This is a genomic window from Mesorhizobium sp. WSM4310, assembly GCF_007003935.1.
Lineage (GTDB): Bacteria > Pseudomonadota > Alphaproteobacteria > Rhizobiales > Rhizobiaceae > Mesorhizobium.
This window is the reverse complement of sequence record NZ_VFTA01000038.1, coordinates 1-16,863: the sequence shown is the minus strand read 5'-3', so window position 1 is coordinate 16,863 and position 16,863 is coordinate 1. Positions and strand designations below refer to the sequence as shown.

Sequence of the window (16,863 nt, the reverse complement as noted above, 5' to 3'; positions counted from 1 at the left end):
AAAAACACCATTGCGCGTTACAAATCGCCGTTGAAAGCGTTTAGGTTGCATGCGCTTCGCCAAGTAAACGGATACCCCAGAAGAGAGCCATGACCACGGCCCGCCATATCGTGACGCTGCTTAAAAGCCACATTGCCGGCGACGAGGATCGTTTCCTCTCTATCGCGATGCAGCTTGCTGCGCATGAGGCACGTCAAGGCCATGGCAAGCTTGCTCAGGAGCTCAAGGATCTGGTCGACGCAGCCAAGAGCAGGGACGCCCGGATTGCCAAGAGCAGTCGGCCGGTTCCCCTTTTTCAGCCAAAGGGCGAACTCGCAGGCCTCCTGCATGTGCGCTATCCGGACCTGCGACTGACGGACATGATTTTGCCGGACAGTCTGCGCTCGCGCCTGCACCGCGTGCTGGGAGAGCAGCGCCAACAAGCAAGCTTGCGCGAGCACGGGCTTGTTCCCCGTCGCAAACTGCTTCTGGTCGGCCCGCCAGGATCAGGCAAGACGATGACCGCATCGGCATTGGCCGGGGAGCTTCATCTGCCCCTTTTCATGATCGTCCTCGATGGTTTGATCACCAAGTTCATGGGAGAGACTGCCGGAAAGCTGCGGCTTGTTTTTGATGCAATGCAGGCGACGCGGGGCGTCTACTTCTTTGACGAATTCGATGCCATCGGCGCGCGTCGAGGCGAACGCCAGGATGTTGGCGAGATTCGGCGCGTGCTGAATTCGTTTCTGCAGTTTCTCGAGCAAGACGACAGCCACAGCCTGATTATTGCGGCAACAAATCATCCCGAGCTGCTCGACAGAGCTTTGTTCCGCCGTTTCGACGATGTCATCGAATACGCCGTGCCCGATCGGCCGATTATCGAGGCGCTGCTTCGGGCTCGACTCGACCGCTTCGACACCAGAGGGCTTGCCTGGAACGAGGCGATCTCTCAGGCAGAGAGACTGTCGCAGGCCGAGATCACCCGCGCGGCCGACGACGCTGCAAAAACCATCATATTGCGGGGGGGGAAGCGGATCACCTCGGAAGCGCTCATCGACGCTCTGAAGGAACGCCGGCAGGCTTCGCTGTCTGAGTAGCGACAGCACAGATCATAATGGCAGACGATTTTCCGCGCGACCGCGCCCATATCCACCTTCGCAACAACGGCATTCGGGAAGCCTATCGGCGGCCCAACCAACTTATACATGCACCGCCGCTGCCGGCGCGTGATCGGGCGTCGCATGCTGCGGCCTTGACGCAATCCATCGAACAAGCGGTCGAAAGTGCACGCCAGCAGATTGCGGCGCGTGACCCCCAGCTGTCGGTCGGCACGCCTGGCTTTTACCTCGAGATCGATCTGCCCATGTCCGGACGGGCGGCCCTCGACCAGTTGGCCGATCGTCGCCAGCACATGGAGCTGGTCGCCGTCCATGAGCCAACTCAACCCGGTGCTCCCATCACAGCGTCGGTGTTCCTGCCGCAAAGCGCGCAAGCCTATTATTTGCGGAAAGTCGAGGCGTATCGAGACGTTGACACTGACCGCGGCAGACCGCGCAACGAGCCGCTCGTCTCCCGCATGGAGACAGTCAGGCTGGCGACTGCACGATCGTTGTTTACCGACCACGACGACCTCTTCCCCCAGGCCGCTGACGAGCAGGTGTGGTGGGAAGTCTGGCTGCGCGACGGTCGCCGCGAGAACTTCGAGCACATTGCCGAAGCCCTGAACATCACTTTGCGCACGCATGCGGTCAGGTTTCCGGAGCGGGTGGTCATGCTGGCACTCGCCAGCACGGCAATGCTCGACCGCATGATTGCGCACAGCGATGTCGTCGCCGAGCTGCGGCGCGCGAAGGATACGCCGTCCTTCTTCATGGGCCTTGGCGGCGCGGAGCAAAGGGACTGGAGCGACGAGCTTCTCGGGCGCGTCAGACCGCCTCAATCCGATATTGCGGTCTGCATTCTCGACAGCGGCGTACGTCGCACCCACCCGTTGATCGAACCCGCACTTGCCGTTGAAGACTGGCACACCGTCAAACCGGCATGGGGCAGCGACGACACACCTGCGTGGAGCGGCCACGGGACGCGAATGGCAGGTGTCGGCCTGTACGGTGATCTGGTCCCGCTCCTGGTCGGAGGCGATCCAGTTCCATTGCCCTTTCGGCTGGAGAGTGTCCGTATCCTTCCGCCAGAAGACGAGGCAAACGATCCAGAACTCTATGGCTCGATCACCGCGGAAGCGATCGCCCGCGCCGAGGTGCAGGCGCCGGAGCGCCGCCGCGCGATCGCAATGGCTGTGACAAGCGCCAGTCCGGCGCGTGGAAGGCCCACATCGTGGTCTGCCGCTATCGACCAACTCTGTTTCGAAGAGGAGCAGCGACGCTTGATCGTTCTCTCTGCCGGCAACATCGGCGATGACCTCATGCCGGCCGAGCATTTGACGCGCAACGATCTGGAAGCAGTCGATGATCCTTCTCAGGCCTGGAATGCGCTGACGGTCGGCGCTTTCACAGAAAAGGTCGATATCATTGACACCGACTTTGCGGGCTACGCTCCGATCGCGCCGGTCGGCGAGCTCTCGCCGCGCAGTCGCACTTCGGTCGTTTGGGACAGGCAGTGGCCGGTGAAGCCCGAGGTCGTCTTCGAAGGCGGCAATCTCGCCCATGACGGTGTGTTGCCTGGCGAGCCGATCGACGATCTGCAGATATTGACCACTTTCTATCGACCCGAACTGCGCCACTTCACCACCCTCGGAGATACGAGCGCGGCAACGGCCCATGCCGCACGGATGGCGGGACTAATTCTATCAGCGCGCCCCGAGCTGTGGCCTGAAACGGTTCGCGCCCTGATCGTCCACTCGGCCGAATGGACTCCGGCGATGCGCGCACGCATCGATGCGTGCAACGGAGCGAAGGGCGAGATCCAGGCGCTCGTGCGGCGCTATGGTTACGGCGTGCCAGATCTTGGGCGCGCGCTTCTGTCAACGGTGAACGACCTCACGCTTATCGTTGAAGATGAGCTTCAGCCTTTCCAGCGCGAGGGCGGCGCGGCTGCCAAAACGCGTGACATGAAGCTGCATCGCCTGCCTTGGCCGAAGGAGCAGCTCGCGGCGCTCGGCGCTGCCCAGGTCGAGCTCCGCGTCACGCTGTCCTATTTCATCGAACCCAACCCCGGTGAACGCGGATGGACCCGCCGGCATCGTTACGCGTCCCATGGTCTTCGGTTCAGAGTAAAGTCAGCGACCGAGACAGTCGACGAATTCCGAGCCCGCATCAATCAGGCCGCTCGGGACGAGGAGGAAGGGGCGCCTGCTGGAGGCGGAGAAGAGTGGCTGCTCGGCACCTTCCGCGATCGCGGCTCGTTGCACGCCGATTTCTGGTCGGGCAGCGCCGCCGATCTCGCCGAGCGTGATGCGATCGGCGTGTTCCCGGTCGGGGGCTGGTGGAAGGAGAAGCCTTACCTGGAACGCGTCGACGCTCTGGCTCGGTACGCCCTGATTGTGACGATGCGGGCGCCTGGGGTCGATGTTGACATCTTCACACCCGTCGAAGCAGCCCTGACTGTCGAGACGTCGGTCGAGACCTGATGCAGCACTGTCCAAATCGGCCAACAACGGAGGTTTGACCAGCCTCTGGTGCCATGGCGGCTGGTGCTGGATCATCACGTCGGCAACAGGGATCATGCGCGGAGGACGATAGGCCGGCAAAGGAGCGGGCCAAGCGTGTGATAATGGCGCCCATGGTCACGCCCACAAGCCGCGCCCCCTGCGTCTACGGAGAGGTGCGCGTCTGTTTAGGCGGCCGAGACATCGCTTACCTGATCAACGCGCTCGCCGTATTTGCGCCTGTAAGCGGCAATGAAATCGTCGTCGCTACAGATGCAGCGGCCGCTGGAGTCCTTGGCCTTCGGATCGTGCAAGTGAGAGCCAAGGGGGCGCAGAAGATTCACCCGAGTGCTCGTCGTCGGGCTCATGGGAAACCCCGCACTATGTTTGACCAAATCCGCGGCAAGCATAATCCCGGCAAGCACCGACTGAAAGGCCATCGGAACCACAGTTCGAACGCGGCGACTTCCTTCGCTAAGCTGGAACACCAGACCGCCGCAGATAGCCTGCTGATAAAAGGAGCGCAGGGGCTGGCCGACAAACGGGGCTAGCGGTTCAAACGGCACAGCCATCGCTGTAGCCACGCGAACTACAAAGTCGTTGGGAACTCCGGCATTGGTCTGCAGGAGCGTTTTCACCTGCTCGTGTGCTTCCGGTATTCCGAGTTCCTCGGCAATCAGCTGGTGCTCGTCCTTGGATTTTCCGGATGGCAGGTACATGCAACAAAGGCAAGCCTGGCCGTCATCGAAACCATGCCGGGAGATACCGAGATCGTGCTCCTGCGTCCAAGCGTTTGCGATCCATCGCGGCAGTGCACCTTGGACAGCCAGACGGTCGGCGGCGGTGTCAAGCGCCACACCCACTTGGTCGAAGACCCAATTGCCCCGGCGCGCAACATATTCTGCCCACGTCAGAGGGTGCGCCTCGACCTCAAGGGCAGTCGATCTAAGGGCGGTGGCTGCAAGAACCGCTTTGGACATACCAATCTCCGCCTGGCCAGCCAATGCGTAGCGCTGCAGGTTTGAGAGTTCGATCGCTTCGTGATCGATTACATGCAGACGACCTTTGAGATCGGGTTGTCTCGCTAGCGCCCAAAGCGAGCCATGGCCTATCGCACCGAGCCCAACGAGGTGGGTTTCGCCAAGGTCGACTGGGAAGTCGATCGGGCCAGGCTCTCCGGCTTTGGTCTTGTCGTAGCTGCATAGCGAGAGGTCGATGGTTTCGTCCAACTCGGCGCCGGTCAACTGGGCAGCGAAGATAGTTCGAAAGACGTTGGCGGCGCCGAAGCAACTGGCGGCGCCAGCTCCATAAGGCAGCAGACTTGGGCCAGAGCCCACCGGGTCCGTACGCGACAGCTTTGCCGCCCAACCGTCCGATCCCACGAAAAAGATCGGGCACCGGAGTGATGGGCGCGTTACCCCTGCAACGACGCAGACGGTGGCAGACTTGCCGGAACGCCGGATGCCGACTTTTGGATTGATCGACTTTGCCAAGCGCTCCAGCGCTTGGGCTTGAGAGCTCGCCGCGCTGTCCAGCGGGAGTATCGCCAGAACCGGGTAGAGCCTAGCGAGCAATCTCACCGCAAGATCTAGTGTCGCCTGGCCTTCGGCGCAGGAAGCGGCCTGATGGTCGAAGGCGACTGCCACGACCTGCTTTTCAAGAGCTGCTTTGAAGTCTCCCAGATGAAAATCGGCCAGGACCTGAGATGCCGCCGTGGCGGCGCGATCGATGAAGTTAGCGAATGCCATTGTTCAACTCGATATCATGATCATTCGCGACAGTGCCGCGGGAGGGAGCGCATTCCATTTGGCCTTTTCGTCAAGCCGATAGGCGGCGACCCGAGCAAAATCGAAAGGCTCGCGGGCGAAATTCGGCACTACCAGCGACAGACACCCAACCGTGGTAGCAACCGCATAAGCGTCGTCCGTCGTCGAATGGTAGGCGCGGCCCGGATGGCTGTGAATCTGGGCCAAGAGTTTCAGGCCGCTTTTGTAGAGCCAGACATTGAGCCGGTGCAGTTCTTCGGCCGCAACGATCACGCAAACGCCATCGTTTGTCCGAATGTGACGCTGCGCCGGGATAACCGTCTCTGTTACGGCAAAGTGCCGCTCTTGCTGAACGCCGACCCAGAGCGCCATCCCCTCATTGCCCTCGCGACCAACTGAGCGCAGATGCCCATGCGTGGTCGAGATGCAGCCGCGCGGGAGAGTCACGATCGTTACATCTCTCAAACCAGTCATTCTTGTATCGCCTGAGGGGATACCACCATTCCTACGATTGTCGGTTGGAGTTGAATCTGCAACTGCTCTATAGGAACGATTCCGTACTTGATGATCTTGTCCAGGATGAAGGCCAAACAGCCTTCGCCAGAACCCCGATGAAGCAGCCATGGATCACCTGAATGGGCTGGATTGTCGTGGTATTCCCGGACGCCCGCCATGCACAGGAATGGTTCGTCCTCGGGACTGTTGGCCTGGATGAAGTCCGTCAGCGGCACGGCGTTCTGCTGGATGAGAGCTCCTATCATCTCCGGCGGCGTTCCGGGCAGCGGCGGACGTCTAAGCATTTTCAGGTATAGATCTTTCCGGGCAATCGGATGACGCGTAAACGGATCGACGAAGACCACGGACGGTGGTCTTAAGTCGTAGTCGGTGAAGTCGACCTCGCTCGCTGCGCTGACCACCCGTGGCTTTAACTTGGGGCTGGCGAAAATGAAGAAAGCGCGCGGAAAGGTCGCCTCGATCAAGAAGCAGCCCTGAGCCCGATAGACATCAGCATATGGCCGGAACCGGCCGATCTCCCGATCAAACTTCGCTCGGGAGACCTCCGGATCCACACTTTGGTGTTTAGGCACCTGCGACGCCCGCCTTCAGGCTGAGGAACAGGGTCACAGTATTCGGGAAACCGAAGTCGCCAAGCTTCTTGTCGACATCGAGCAAGTTGCCGGCCTCATCCTTGAATTCCCAATTCTCGGCTGGTTGGGCGACATTCTGCGTGTTCTCAAGGGCTTTGGTACGAATGACGTGAAGCGGCTGGTTGGGATTGGCTTCGACCTGCGTGGGCTGGCCGTTCACCACCACCGTGATCTCGATCTTGCCCGGTCCGCCGCCGTGATTATCGCCCTTACCCGAATCCTTCGACATTGTCCTACTCCTGTGGCTTGCCAACCGCCCCACGCCCTGGCGCCCACCTGCGAGTGAGACCGGCGGTCTTCAATCGTTCACCCGGCGCCACGGCCGCGAGTACGCGAAAGACAGGGGATAAGCTACCGAATCGGTGCTTGCCTTCTTTTATGGGTGACTTGAGCCGCAAGTAAATGGTCTCAAATTGCTCCTCACAACTATAATCGATTAGAGCAATGCAAAAATATTGGCGACACGCCTATTCATCTGCTCTCTCACTCGCCTGCTCCGTGCTTGGCAAGGGGAGCTTTGACTGCGTCACGCGTCCCCCAAGCAGCCGATTGCGCCGGCAGCGCCGTAGGAACCGTCGTTCAGAGTCTTCACCACTCAAGCAGCCGCATGGATGCAGCCGACGCTCGTCTCCACAAACAGCGCAAGTGGTGCCTTGTTGGATAAGGTCGCCTCGTCCCTGGTGCAGCATCTGTCGGAACGGGTCCGCTGCGAGACCATGCCTCATCATCGCGCATGCGCAGCAGCCGGCGGTCGATGCTCGTAAGGCGTTCTGCTCATTTCGTGGCGAAGGCGCTGCTCGACTCGCGGACATATGCGGGCACCGAGGCGGAGGCTGACCAGTCGGCGCCGCGTTCGCGGATGTCGCTTGCAATGTGCTCGCGTGCGTTTGCCGCCGGCGACCTTGCCGTCCTCGCCTGCTATGGCGAGCCGGCGCAAGCGGATTGCTCGATACTGCCGGCGAGGCTGCGGGCCGGTCCTAACGGCCGTTCACAAGAGCTTGCATCAGCAACTGGCAATCGGATCGATAACTTCGCGATCGCCGTTATGGCGCGGAGATGCGGTCTCGCCGGGTTGTGGCTGGCGCTTCGTTGTGGGCGGCGCGTCGTAGCCGAGGGAGCAGGGGCGGCGCCATGATCCAGACCGAACGCGCGCTGCAGCAGGTGCTTGAGTGGGGGCGTGCCCTGACCGGTTTCGCGGATGAGCATGCTGAGGAAGCGGTAAGGGGCGGCCAGTATATCCTGCAACGCATTCACCCGAGCCTGCGCGACACCAGCGCCCGCACCGGCCGCGATCCGCAGGACGAAACGCTGATCGTGGCGTTCTATCGCGAACTGGCGCTGCTGTTCTGGCTAGACGATTGCAACGACGTTGGCCTGATCGCGCCGGAGCAGCTCGCCGCCCTGGAGCAGGCGCTGGGGCACGGCGTACCGTGCGTGCTCTCCGGATTCGAGGGCTGCGCTCAGCTGCGCGCTTCGCTGGCTGCGCTCGCTTACGATCGTCACGACTATGCTCGGCTTCTCGACTATACCCGGTGCTACTGCGCGGCGCTGCGCGCCGGACACGCGCAGGCGGCAGGGGCGCGACGCTGGTCTTACGCCGAGTACCTGCACAACGGCATCGATTCGATCGCTTACGGGACCGTGTTCTGTTGCCTGTCGCTGCTGTGGGGGCTGGACATGGCGACCTTGCGCGCGCGTCCAGCGTTTCGCCAGGTCCTGCGGCTCATCTCAGTGATAGGGCGCCTGCAGAACGATCTGCATGGACGCGACAAGGACAGGTCGGCCGGCGATAACGCGGCGATCCTGCTTCTGCAGCGCTATCCGGCTATGCCTGTGGTTGAGTTCCTCAACGACGAGTTGGCCGGCCATACGCGCATGCTGCACCGGGTGATGGCGGAAGAATGCTTTCCCGCGCCGTGGGGACCGTTGATCGAGGCGATGGCGGCGATCCGCGCGCAGTACTACCAGACTTCGACCAGCCGCTATCGCAGCGACGCTGCAGGGGGAGGCCAGCGTGCGTCGGCCTGGACGCGCCGGAGGCGGCGGCTTGGGCGCGCTGCCGTCGGTTCGATCCGACGCAACGCCGTCGCCCGCTGCTACGGATGGAGCGAGCATGAGCGACACCGCCCTGAGCCGGGGAAGGACGAACATCTGGACATCGTGCTGGATCGGCGAACGGCGCCGGCCACGGTGGCCGCTGGCTGGGAGTACATCCATCTCGAACACTGCGCACTGCCCGAGTTGGACCTGACGCAGATCGACCTGCGCGCCTCGCTGCTGGGCAAGGCTATGCGCGCGCCGCTGCTGATCAGCTCTATGGCCGGCGGCATGCCACGGGCCGAGGCCATCAACCGGCATTTGAGCGAGGCAGCGCAAGCCTTGGGGATCGCCATGTGCGGTTCGCAGCGTGTGAGCCTGCAATCCCGCAACTCCCAGGGGCTAACGCGCGCGCTGCGCCGCCTGGCGCCAGACATTCCCTTGCTGGCCAATATCGGCGCCGCGCAACTGCGGGAGGCCGACGGCCTGGACCTGGCGCGTCGCGCGGTGGACGCGCTGGAGGCCGATGGGCTCATCGTCCATCTCAATCCGCTGCAGGAAGCGGTACAGCCGGAGGGCGACCGCGAACTGGCGCGGCGTCCTGGCGCTGATCGCTGGCGCCGCGCGCATCGTGGGCGTGCCGATGGTGGCCAAGGAAGTGGGGGCGGGCCTGTCCGCCTCGGTGCCTGTGCGCTCGTCGAGGCGGGCGTGGCGGTAATCGATGTCGCCGGCGCCGGCGGCACCAGTTGGGCCGCAGTGGAGGGCGAGCGCGCCCGCAATGCCGCCGACCGTGCAGTGGCGATGTCATTCGCCGATTGGGGGATTCCACCCTGACCAGCGTGCAGGCGGTGCGTCGGGCGCTGCCAACGGTGAAGCTGATCGCGTCGGGCGGGATCCGCGATGGCGTCGACGTGGCCAAGGCCATCCGCCTGGGCGCGGACATCGCCGGGCAGGCGGCCAGCGTGCTGGGCGCGGCGACAGTGTCCACCGGGGCCGTTGTCGCGCATTTCGAGATCGTCATCCGCCAGTTGGCCGTCGCCTGCTTCTGCACGGGCTCGGCTGATCTGGCGGCGTTGCGTCAGGCGCGCTTGTTGCCCTCGTCGCATTTGTCCGCCGGTTGATGTCGGCGTCGTCCGCACGCTAACAGCAGGCTGCTGAAATACCTACGCCAAAGACAGACTATTGATCCCCCTGGCGAGACGGCTCGATTGACGGGAGCGATGTGTTCATGGAGCAGCTGTTCACGATGAAGCGGTTGGAAGATTTCGTTCCAGCCGGTCATCCTGGTGCCCGCACCGGCTGATGATCAATGGAGCGCTGGTGCGGCTAGACGGCATCCTTTCCGGCATGTACGCCTGCAGTGCCAAAGGCGGTCGCCCCAGCGTTGCGCCGGAGAAATTGCTGCGGGCCGTGTGTTGCAGGTGTTCTACAGCGTCCGTCGGAATTGATGCAGCAGGTGCTGCTGTGGCAAGGCCAAGACCCGGGAATGCCGTCAGCTTTGATCAGGCGCTTCGGGCCGTCGGAAACGCGCGAAGAGTCCGGCTTTCGAAAAAGGCCGAACGCCTCAGATAAAGCCAGAACTCCTTGGGTCACCATCAAACCAATTTGACGCCCCGGGACAATTTCGTCCGGCATTGTCCGGTGTGCGACGATGTTGGGGATGCGACATAGGCGGATTGCCGTGTATTTAAACCGCTTTTCCTTTGGCACGCATATTGCGCCCTATCGGTAAACCTCGTCATGGGCCGGCGGCAATCGCTCGGAGATTGTCGAAATAGCACAATGATTTCTGCCGGGGTGACATCCGGCCCGACTAGAGCAGGACCTTTCAGATGATGCAGAAAAGCAAGCGGCCATACTCGCGGGGAAATAGTCGCGTCAGGGCTGCATGGACGCTCTTTCCTGGTTGTTTCGGCGGCGGACGCCAACTCTTCAATCGGCACCCGAACCAGTGCCTGGATGTCCAAGGAGCGCCCCTGTTGCGCGTGCCTGGCTGCACCCGCGTGCTGGCTCTCCTCCAAGGCGACGCTTCGGCGCTGCTGCAGACCGGCGACGAGAACCCAACTTCAAAATTAGCATTCCGAAAACCGAAAGAAGTGAACAGGTATGTCCAGGATCGGCGCTTTGACGCGCGCCGCATGGCGATCGGCAACTCAGACGCTGGCCAAGGGTTCGAAAAGTTTACACCCGACGCTAGCGCCGGCCGATTTCAAGCGCGCACTTACGATCAACGATCGATATGGCGGGCTCACTGTCAATGTCCCCAAAATGCCTTTCTGGCTGACCGGGGGTGAAGCCTTCGTCTACCGCCGGACTAGCCACGGCGAGCAGCAGTTCATGCAGGTCGATGCTGCCACGGGTTTCAAGCGGCCCGCTTTCGATCAGGCGCGTCTGGCGGCAGCGCTAAACAAGGTGAGCCATGAGAGCTATCAAGCCGGCAATCTTCCGTTCGACCGTTTCGAACTGAGTGAGGATGGTCGCAGGCTCGACTTCCAGATTGAAGACACCCGGTGGAGCTGCGACCTTGCAAGCTATGACTGTACCAGCACCACATTCGATGCAAGGAAAGGGGACCGTAGGGAGCTCAGCCACCGCTACACGCCGCCAGCGGAGAACAACCCCGACAAGAGCAACGCGTCGCCCGACGGCAAATGGATCGCCTATATCAAGAACTGCAACGTTTTCCTGCGCAGCGAGGACGGATTGCAGGATGTTCCTCTGAGCCGGGACGGAGCCGAAGGCAATTGCTACGTCTTTTCGACGCTGAGCTGGTCGCCGGACTCGCGCCACCTCGCCGCTTACCTTGTTCGCCCCGGCTATAGGCGAGAGGTCCGCTACCTCAATTCTTCGACGGACCAGTTGGAGCGGGAATATTCAACAAAATTCTATCCCAGGCCGGGCGATGTCCTTCCGCTGCCCCAGCCAGTCCTGTTCGACATTGCCGGCCGGCGCCAGATCGTGATTGACGGTGCCCTCTTCTCGAACGTCTTCGAACTTTCCCCTCTCCGGTGGTGGGCGGACAGCCGCGGCTTCACTTTCGAATATAACCAGCGCGGGCATCAGCTTTATCGCCTGGTCGAGGTAGACGCCGCCTCGGGCCGCGGGCGCTCCCTGATCGATGAGACCAGCGAGACATTCGTTGATTATTTGCCGCTGGGGCATGGCCAGGAGGATGCCGGAAAAATCTTCCGTTACGATGTCGATGACGGGAAGGAGATCATCTGGGCATCAGAGCGCGACGGGTATGAGCATTTGTATCTTTTCAACGGCCGGACAGGCGCGCTCGAAAACCAGATCACGCGAGGTGAGTGGGTCGTCCGGAGGGTCAACCATGTCGATCCGGTCAAGCGTCAGATCTGGTTCGAGGCGAGCGGGATGAACTCGCAGGAGGACCCCTATTGGGTCCATGCTTACCGCATCGGCTTTGACGGCAAGGGACTGACTGCACTGACGCCCGAACCGGCCAACCACCATATCGAGTTCTCGCCTGACAGGCGCTATTATGTCGATCTCTGGTCACGCATCGATCTGCCCCCGCGCATGGCACTCTACCGCGCCAGCGACAATGCCAAGCTCCAGCAGATCGAGACGGCCGACATTTCTGAGCTCGTCGCCGCAGGCTGGCAGCCGCCGCTCAGTTTCCATTCCAAGGGGCGCGACGGCAAAACTGACATCTGGGGCGTGCTCCACCTGCCAGCCAACTTCGACCCGACGAAGAAATACCCGGTTGTGGAGAATATCTATGCTGGACCCCACGGCTCCTTCGTCCCAAAATCCTTCTCGCGGTGGACAGAGCCGCTCACGCAGCTGGGCTTCGTCGTTGCTCAGATCGACGGCATGGGCACCAACAACCGCTCCCGCGCCTTCCATGATGTTGCTTGGAAGAATCTGAAGGACGCAGGATTTCCCGATCGCATTCTGTGGCACAAGGCGGCGGCCGCGCAATATCCATGGTACGACATATCCAACGTCGGCATTTTTGGCGCATCCGCCGGCGGCCAGAGTGCAGTCAGCGCGCTGCTCTTTCACCCCGATTTCTACAAGGTCGCCGTCGCCAAAAACGGCTGCTTCGACAACAGGATAGACAAGACCTGGTGGAACGAACTTTGGATGGGGTGGCCGGTCGGCATTGAATATTCGCAATCCTCCGCCGTTGACAATGCTCACAGGCTGCAGGGCAAGCTGATGATCGCGGTCGGCGAAATGGATGATAATGTCGATCCGTTTTGCTCGTTCCAGCTTGCCGATCGACTCATCAAGGCAGGAAAAGATTTTGACATGGTCTACGTTCCTGGTGCCAATCACCATACTCTAGGCACCTACACCGAGCGCAAACTCCTAGACTTCTTCGTTCGCAACATTCTCGGTCAGACCCCGCCCGACTGGAACACCAAACCGATCGAGCTGGAATAGCTTGTGGCTCTTGCAATTGTTAGCTCGCCTTATCAGCTGTAATCAGGGCGAGGCGCGAGCAAATCTGCACCGAAGGACGATCGTGGAGTCTAGGACTTGCGCTGCGTATTGAGGATCGGCTCGCCGCGACGTTGGTCTGAGCAAACTGCTTGATAGGCACGCCTGCAGACCGCGTGTGTGCGATTGCAAGATCCCCTATCAGCCTGGTGTGAAGCGTTCAGGGGAAAAGCCGCACCCAACGCCGCTTCCGCTCGCCGTAACGCTACGGCGGTGCGGCCCACCGATCCGCTCGACGAGCATTGGAACACATAGGTCCCCGAACGGACGATTGCCTTGGCAATAGAAGACCCTCGTCGGTCATCGCCGCTGTGGGTGGCAGCCCGTCGGTCTGGAGCTGCCACGATTCTCATCCTCGCGTCACATATGAGCTGAAGCTTTCCGGATCGGGTATCCAATCGGCATCCAGTTGCTCGGCGATATGGTTGAATTCTGCCCTCAGGACAAGAGTGAGTAGAGCAGCCCCGCTACGAAAATCCCATCCTGGTTCGTTTGACGCATCGACTATTCAGATTGATTGGCGTGATACCCGGCGCGGCCGCAACACGCGAGGCCGTCAACCGCTGAGCAGAAAACCAGCCTTCGCCTTCCGCGGCGGCGGACCTCGTCAGCCTCTCGAAAGCTTGCCTGAGTAGGTTGCTCATGTGATCTGTGGAAGTGAGGATAGCGTGCACCCGTACAAACTAGACATTCATCGTGGCAGCTTGGCTGCAGGTGCAGCACGCCGTACCGCACGAGCAAGCGGACAGGCCGGCCAAGCCGGTTTTGAGCAGCACTTGGGCGAACTGCAGGCGGCGGACGAGTTGATGGGTGCGCTAGGCGAGGAGGTCCTCGTCAATGGCTCGCATGGTAAAGGTGAGTTGAGACCAACGAAGAGGCAGAGGATCCAAAGCAATCTGCAGCATGCTGTCACTGAGCGGCAACCAGGTGAGGTTGGCAACTCAGGCGCTCGCGTGATGATGCAACTCCCCACCGATCAGGTGGGTACATCGGAACGGGAGGCGCAACTTGTGATGCAGGGGGACGAGCACGAATACACCCCAGCACCGCATCTCGACGGGTCGATGCCCTCGACAGTGCAGCCGGATCGTCCAATTGTGGTCCCCGACGGTGCCGACAAGCGTCCTGTTTATTCCAACGATGCCACCGCCATCGAAGGGCTGAAGTCAGCACTCCTTGCGGGTAAAGCCAGGCCGGACACGGTCACTCGCAGCACAAATTCTCTTTTCGGCTTTAGTCGTTGGCTCTTTCAAAACAACAAGCCAGGGCTTGCTGCTCGGCTTTACCATCCGTCGCTGAGCCAGGATCTCGAGGAGTACGAGAGTAGGGGTGGTTCCTCCACCGTGGCTGGCGCACTGCGTCAATTGATGAAGTCGATGGGCGGAGCCGGCCCGATTGTGGGTCGCGCTGTCCTGAACCCCCATCCTGACGACGCCGCGCTCACCAGACATTTCAGATCCGCGAGCGGCTACGCAACTGCTCTTAACCATTTCAGTCATTACCTACGTCAAAATGACAAGCTCGGAATTGCGGGTCGCATTTACGATAAATCGCTGGATAAAGATGTTGAGAGCTACAAGGCCGCCTCCTCTAATGGTGGAGCTCCGATCGAATCTGCGCTGGTTTATCTCCGCAAGAACCCGCCGCGCGTTATACTCGGGAATCATCTGGAAAACGCGGTCAGCATGGAGGCTCGTCCCCGTGGCGACGCTGCTCAGCATACCGCACCACAGCAGGGATTCGATTGGCCAGAGGAGCTCCTGCCGGTAGGTTATAAGGAGGGCACCGATCTACCATTGTCTCTCGCCCCAACCGCGCACCAACACCAAGCGCCCGACTTTGGAGAGGCCGTCCCTCACTTGAACTGGCGCCACGGCGACCAGGGCGCCCCGGAGGAGCTGGTAGCTGCACGGGACAGGAGCAGCCCGCTGCCAAGCGAGGCGGTGCCACATAAATCTGGACGGGGACTCGCTACGCAGCCCAGATTGTGGGCGGAGAAATCCGCCTCGCCAGAGCTCTTTCGACGGCGGGCGGAGCAGGCTCTGCCGGCGTCCGCCAGAGGTGTGGAGACATCCTCCGCGGTTGATGAAGCCGCGCAGGCCGCTCGCCAAGCTTTGGCTTGGTTGCAGCAGGAGATGGAGGGGATCGAACCGATGCAGGATCCTCATGAGGTGGCTACACCGGAATGTGAGGCGCAGCTCGTCAGGCAGAGGGATGAGCACGAATCCACCCCAGCACCGCATCCCGGAGGTGGTGGGTCGATGCCCTCGACAGTGCAGCCGGATCGTCCAATTGTAGTCCCCGACGGTGCCGACAAGCGTCCTGTCTATTCCAACGATGCGACCGCTATCGAAGGGCTGAGGGCAGCATTCCACGCGGGTAAGGCCAAAGCGAACACGGTCACTTACAATGTAAATTCTCTTTTCGGCTTTAGTCGGTGGCTCCTTCAAAACAACAAGCCAGGGTTTGCTGCTCGGCTTTACCATTCGTCGCTGGATCAGGATCTCAAGGAGTACGAGAGTACGGGTGGTTCCTCCACCGTGGCTGGCGCACTGCGTTACCTCAAGAAGTCGACAGGCGGAGCCCCGATTATGGCTCGCCCTGTCGTGATCCCCTATCCTGACGATGCCGAGCTCATTAGAAATTACAGAGCCGCTTCGACCAAGGAGTACCTGGCAGCGCCTGCGACCGGACGGAATCCAGATACCGTGGGCGGCTATACAAATTTTCTTAGACATTTTAGTCAGTACCTGCGTCAAAATAACAAGCTTGGGATTGCGGCTCGGATTCACGACAAATCGCTGGATAAAGATGTTGAGAGCTTCAAGGCTGTCTCCTATGGTAATAGGCTAAGTATCAGTTCTGCATTGGCTCACCTCCGGGATATCCTGCCGCGCATTGTGCTCGGGCGCGAAACTGTCCTTTCTGCTCATCCGGCAGACGCAGTCACCAGGCGCGTTGGGGCCGCTGCTGAAGCTGGGCCAGCGGCACCGGCAAGAGCTCCCCAACCCGCCTCGCCAGCAACCGCTAGGCTGCCAGGCACCTACCGCGGCCTTCCACTGGTTGATGTGACCACACTGACTACCAGTTCCTCTGGGGCTCAGATCGGGGCGCTCGATCCGACAGCCCCGTCCAACGTTGCAACGGGGCGGGTGCTCGGCGCCGCCGAATGGCTGAGCGACGCCCATATCCAGAGAGATTACAATTTGCTGGAGGGGCAACTGCAGGGGATCAATCCGGCGCTCGCTGCCCGGACTCGGCTGGTGGATCCTTCCGTATCCCATCTACTGCGACACACGTCGCCGCAAGACGCTCGAGGCATATTGCAGTCCATCTATAATCAAAACAACGCCACAGCCGACTTCCTGTTCTTGCCAGTGAATAATGGCACGGCTACTAGCCCCGGCACCCATTGGTCGCTGCTGCTCGTTGATCGCCGCGACCCGGAAAGGCGGTTCGCCTATCACTACGACTCCCTCCAGCGAGAGGGATATAACGACGTGCCTGCAAAACAGCTCGCAGGACTGCTGAATGCCACCTTGGCGCCAGCCCCCATGGCCAGACAGACGAACCATTATGATTGCGGCGTATTTGTCCTGGAGGGCACGTGGGCGCTGGTTGAACGATTGGTGAAAGGGCAGCGGCCAGACCACGAGCCGCTGCCCCTCGACAACCTCGTTGCCGATCGGCAGGCGCTGCAAGACCGGCTAAGGAGGCGCTTGCCGCACGAGGAAGAGCCGCGGCAGCTGCTGGAGGATGAACCCGCCTCCCCACCGATGATGGCATTCGAGCCAGGGGAACTGCGGCAACTGTTGGAAGACGAGCCTGCCTCCACTTGGGCACAAATCAATTCGACCCCACA

The 16,863-nt window shown here is 61.1% G+C and carries 8 protein-coding genes and 3 pseudogenes; 7 read left to right on the top strand and 4 right to left on the bottom strand.

Annotation, left to right across the window (positions count from 1 at the left end; all coding sequences use genetic code 11):
• The first annotated feature begins 89 nt into the window (after positions 1-89).
• Complete coding sequence (locus tag FJV80_RS28880) at positions 90-1,076, top strand: ATP-binding protein (protein WP_024505649.1); 987 nt, start codon at positions 90-92, stop codon at positions 1,074-1,076.
• 17 nt (positions 1,077-1,093) lie between these two features.
• Complete coding sequence (locus tag FJV80_RS28875) at positions 1,094-3,562, top strand: S8 family peptidase (RefSeq protein ID WP_063169237.1); 2,469 nt, start codon at positions 1,094-1,096, stop codon at positions 3,560-3,562.
• A gap of 206 nt (positions 3,563-3,768) precedes the next feature.
• Here the strand turns inward: FJV80_RS28875 and FJV80_RS28870 are convergent, their stop codons facing one another.
• From FJV80_RS28870 to FJV80_RS28855, 4 genes are read right to left on the bottom strand one after another with little or no spacing between them, the layout of a single operon-like run.
• Complete coding sequence (locus tag FJV80_RS28870) at positions 3,769-5,328, bottom strand: E2 ligase fold family C protein (RefSeq protein ID WP_024505651.1); 1,560 nt, start codon at positions 5,326-5,328, stop codon at positions 3,769-3,771.
• A 3-nt stretch (positions 5,329-5,331) separates the two neighbouring features.
• A complete protein-coding gene (locus FJV80_RS28865; protein WP_024505652.1) occupies positions 5,332-5,820 on the bottom strand; it encodes a Mov34/MPN/PAD-1 family protein in 489 nt (162 codons plus the stop codon).
• On the bottom strand, positions 5,817-6,434 hold the full coding sequence (locus FJV80_RS28860; RefSeq protein ID WP_024505653.1) for a putative metal-binding protein: 618 nt from the start codon (positions 6,432-6,434) through the stop codon (positions 5,817-5,819). Before FJV80_RS28860 ends, FJV80_RS28865 begins: the two co-directional genes overlap by 4 nt.
• Positions 6,427-6,723: a DUF2604 domain-containing protein gene (locus tag FJV80_RS28855; protein WP_024505654.1), complete on the bottom strand. Its 297-nt coding sequence runs from the start codon at positions 6,721-6,723 to the stop codon at positions 6,427-6,429. The genes FJV80_RS28860 and FJV80_RS28855 overlap by 8 nt, the downstream gene beginning before the upstream one ends.
• 902 nt (positions 6,724-7,625) lie before the next feature.
• Here FJV80_RS28855 and FJV80_RS28845 point away from each other — a divergent pair.
• From FJV80_RS28845 to FJV80_RS28830, 5 genes and pseudogenes are all read left to right on the top strand, one after another.
• Positions 7,626-8,519, top strand: a pseudogene (locus FJV80_RS28845) (hypothetical protein); the annotation flags it as partial.
• An 88-nt stretch (positions 8,520-8,607) separates the two neighbouring features.
• Positions 8,608-9,652, top strand: a pseudogene (gene fni / locus FJV80_RS28840) (type 2 isopentenyl-diphosphate Delta-isomerase).
• 86 nt (positions 9,653-9,738) lie between these two features.
• A pseudogene (locus FJV80_RS35335) lies at positions 9,739-9,970 on the top strand (IS5/IS1182 family transposase); the annotation flags it as partial.
• 667 nt (positions 9,971-10,637) lie between these two features.
• A complete protein-coding gene (locus tag FJV80_RS28835; RefSeq protein ID WP_063169235.1) occupies positions 10,638-12,944 on the top strand; it encodes a S9 family peptidase in 2,307 nt (768 codons plus the stop codon).
• Positions 12,945-13,777: 833 nt separating this feature from the next.
• A partial coding sequence (locus tag FJV80_RS28830; RefSeq protein ID WP_246689074.1) for a Ulp1 family isopeptidase occupies positions 13,778-16,863 on the top strand: 3,086 nt, incomplete at its 3' end.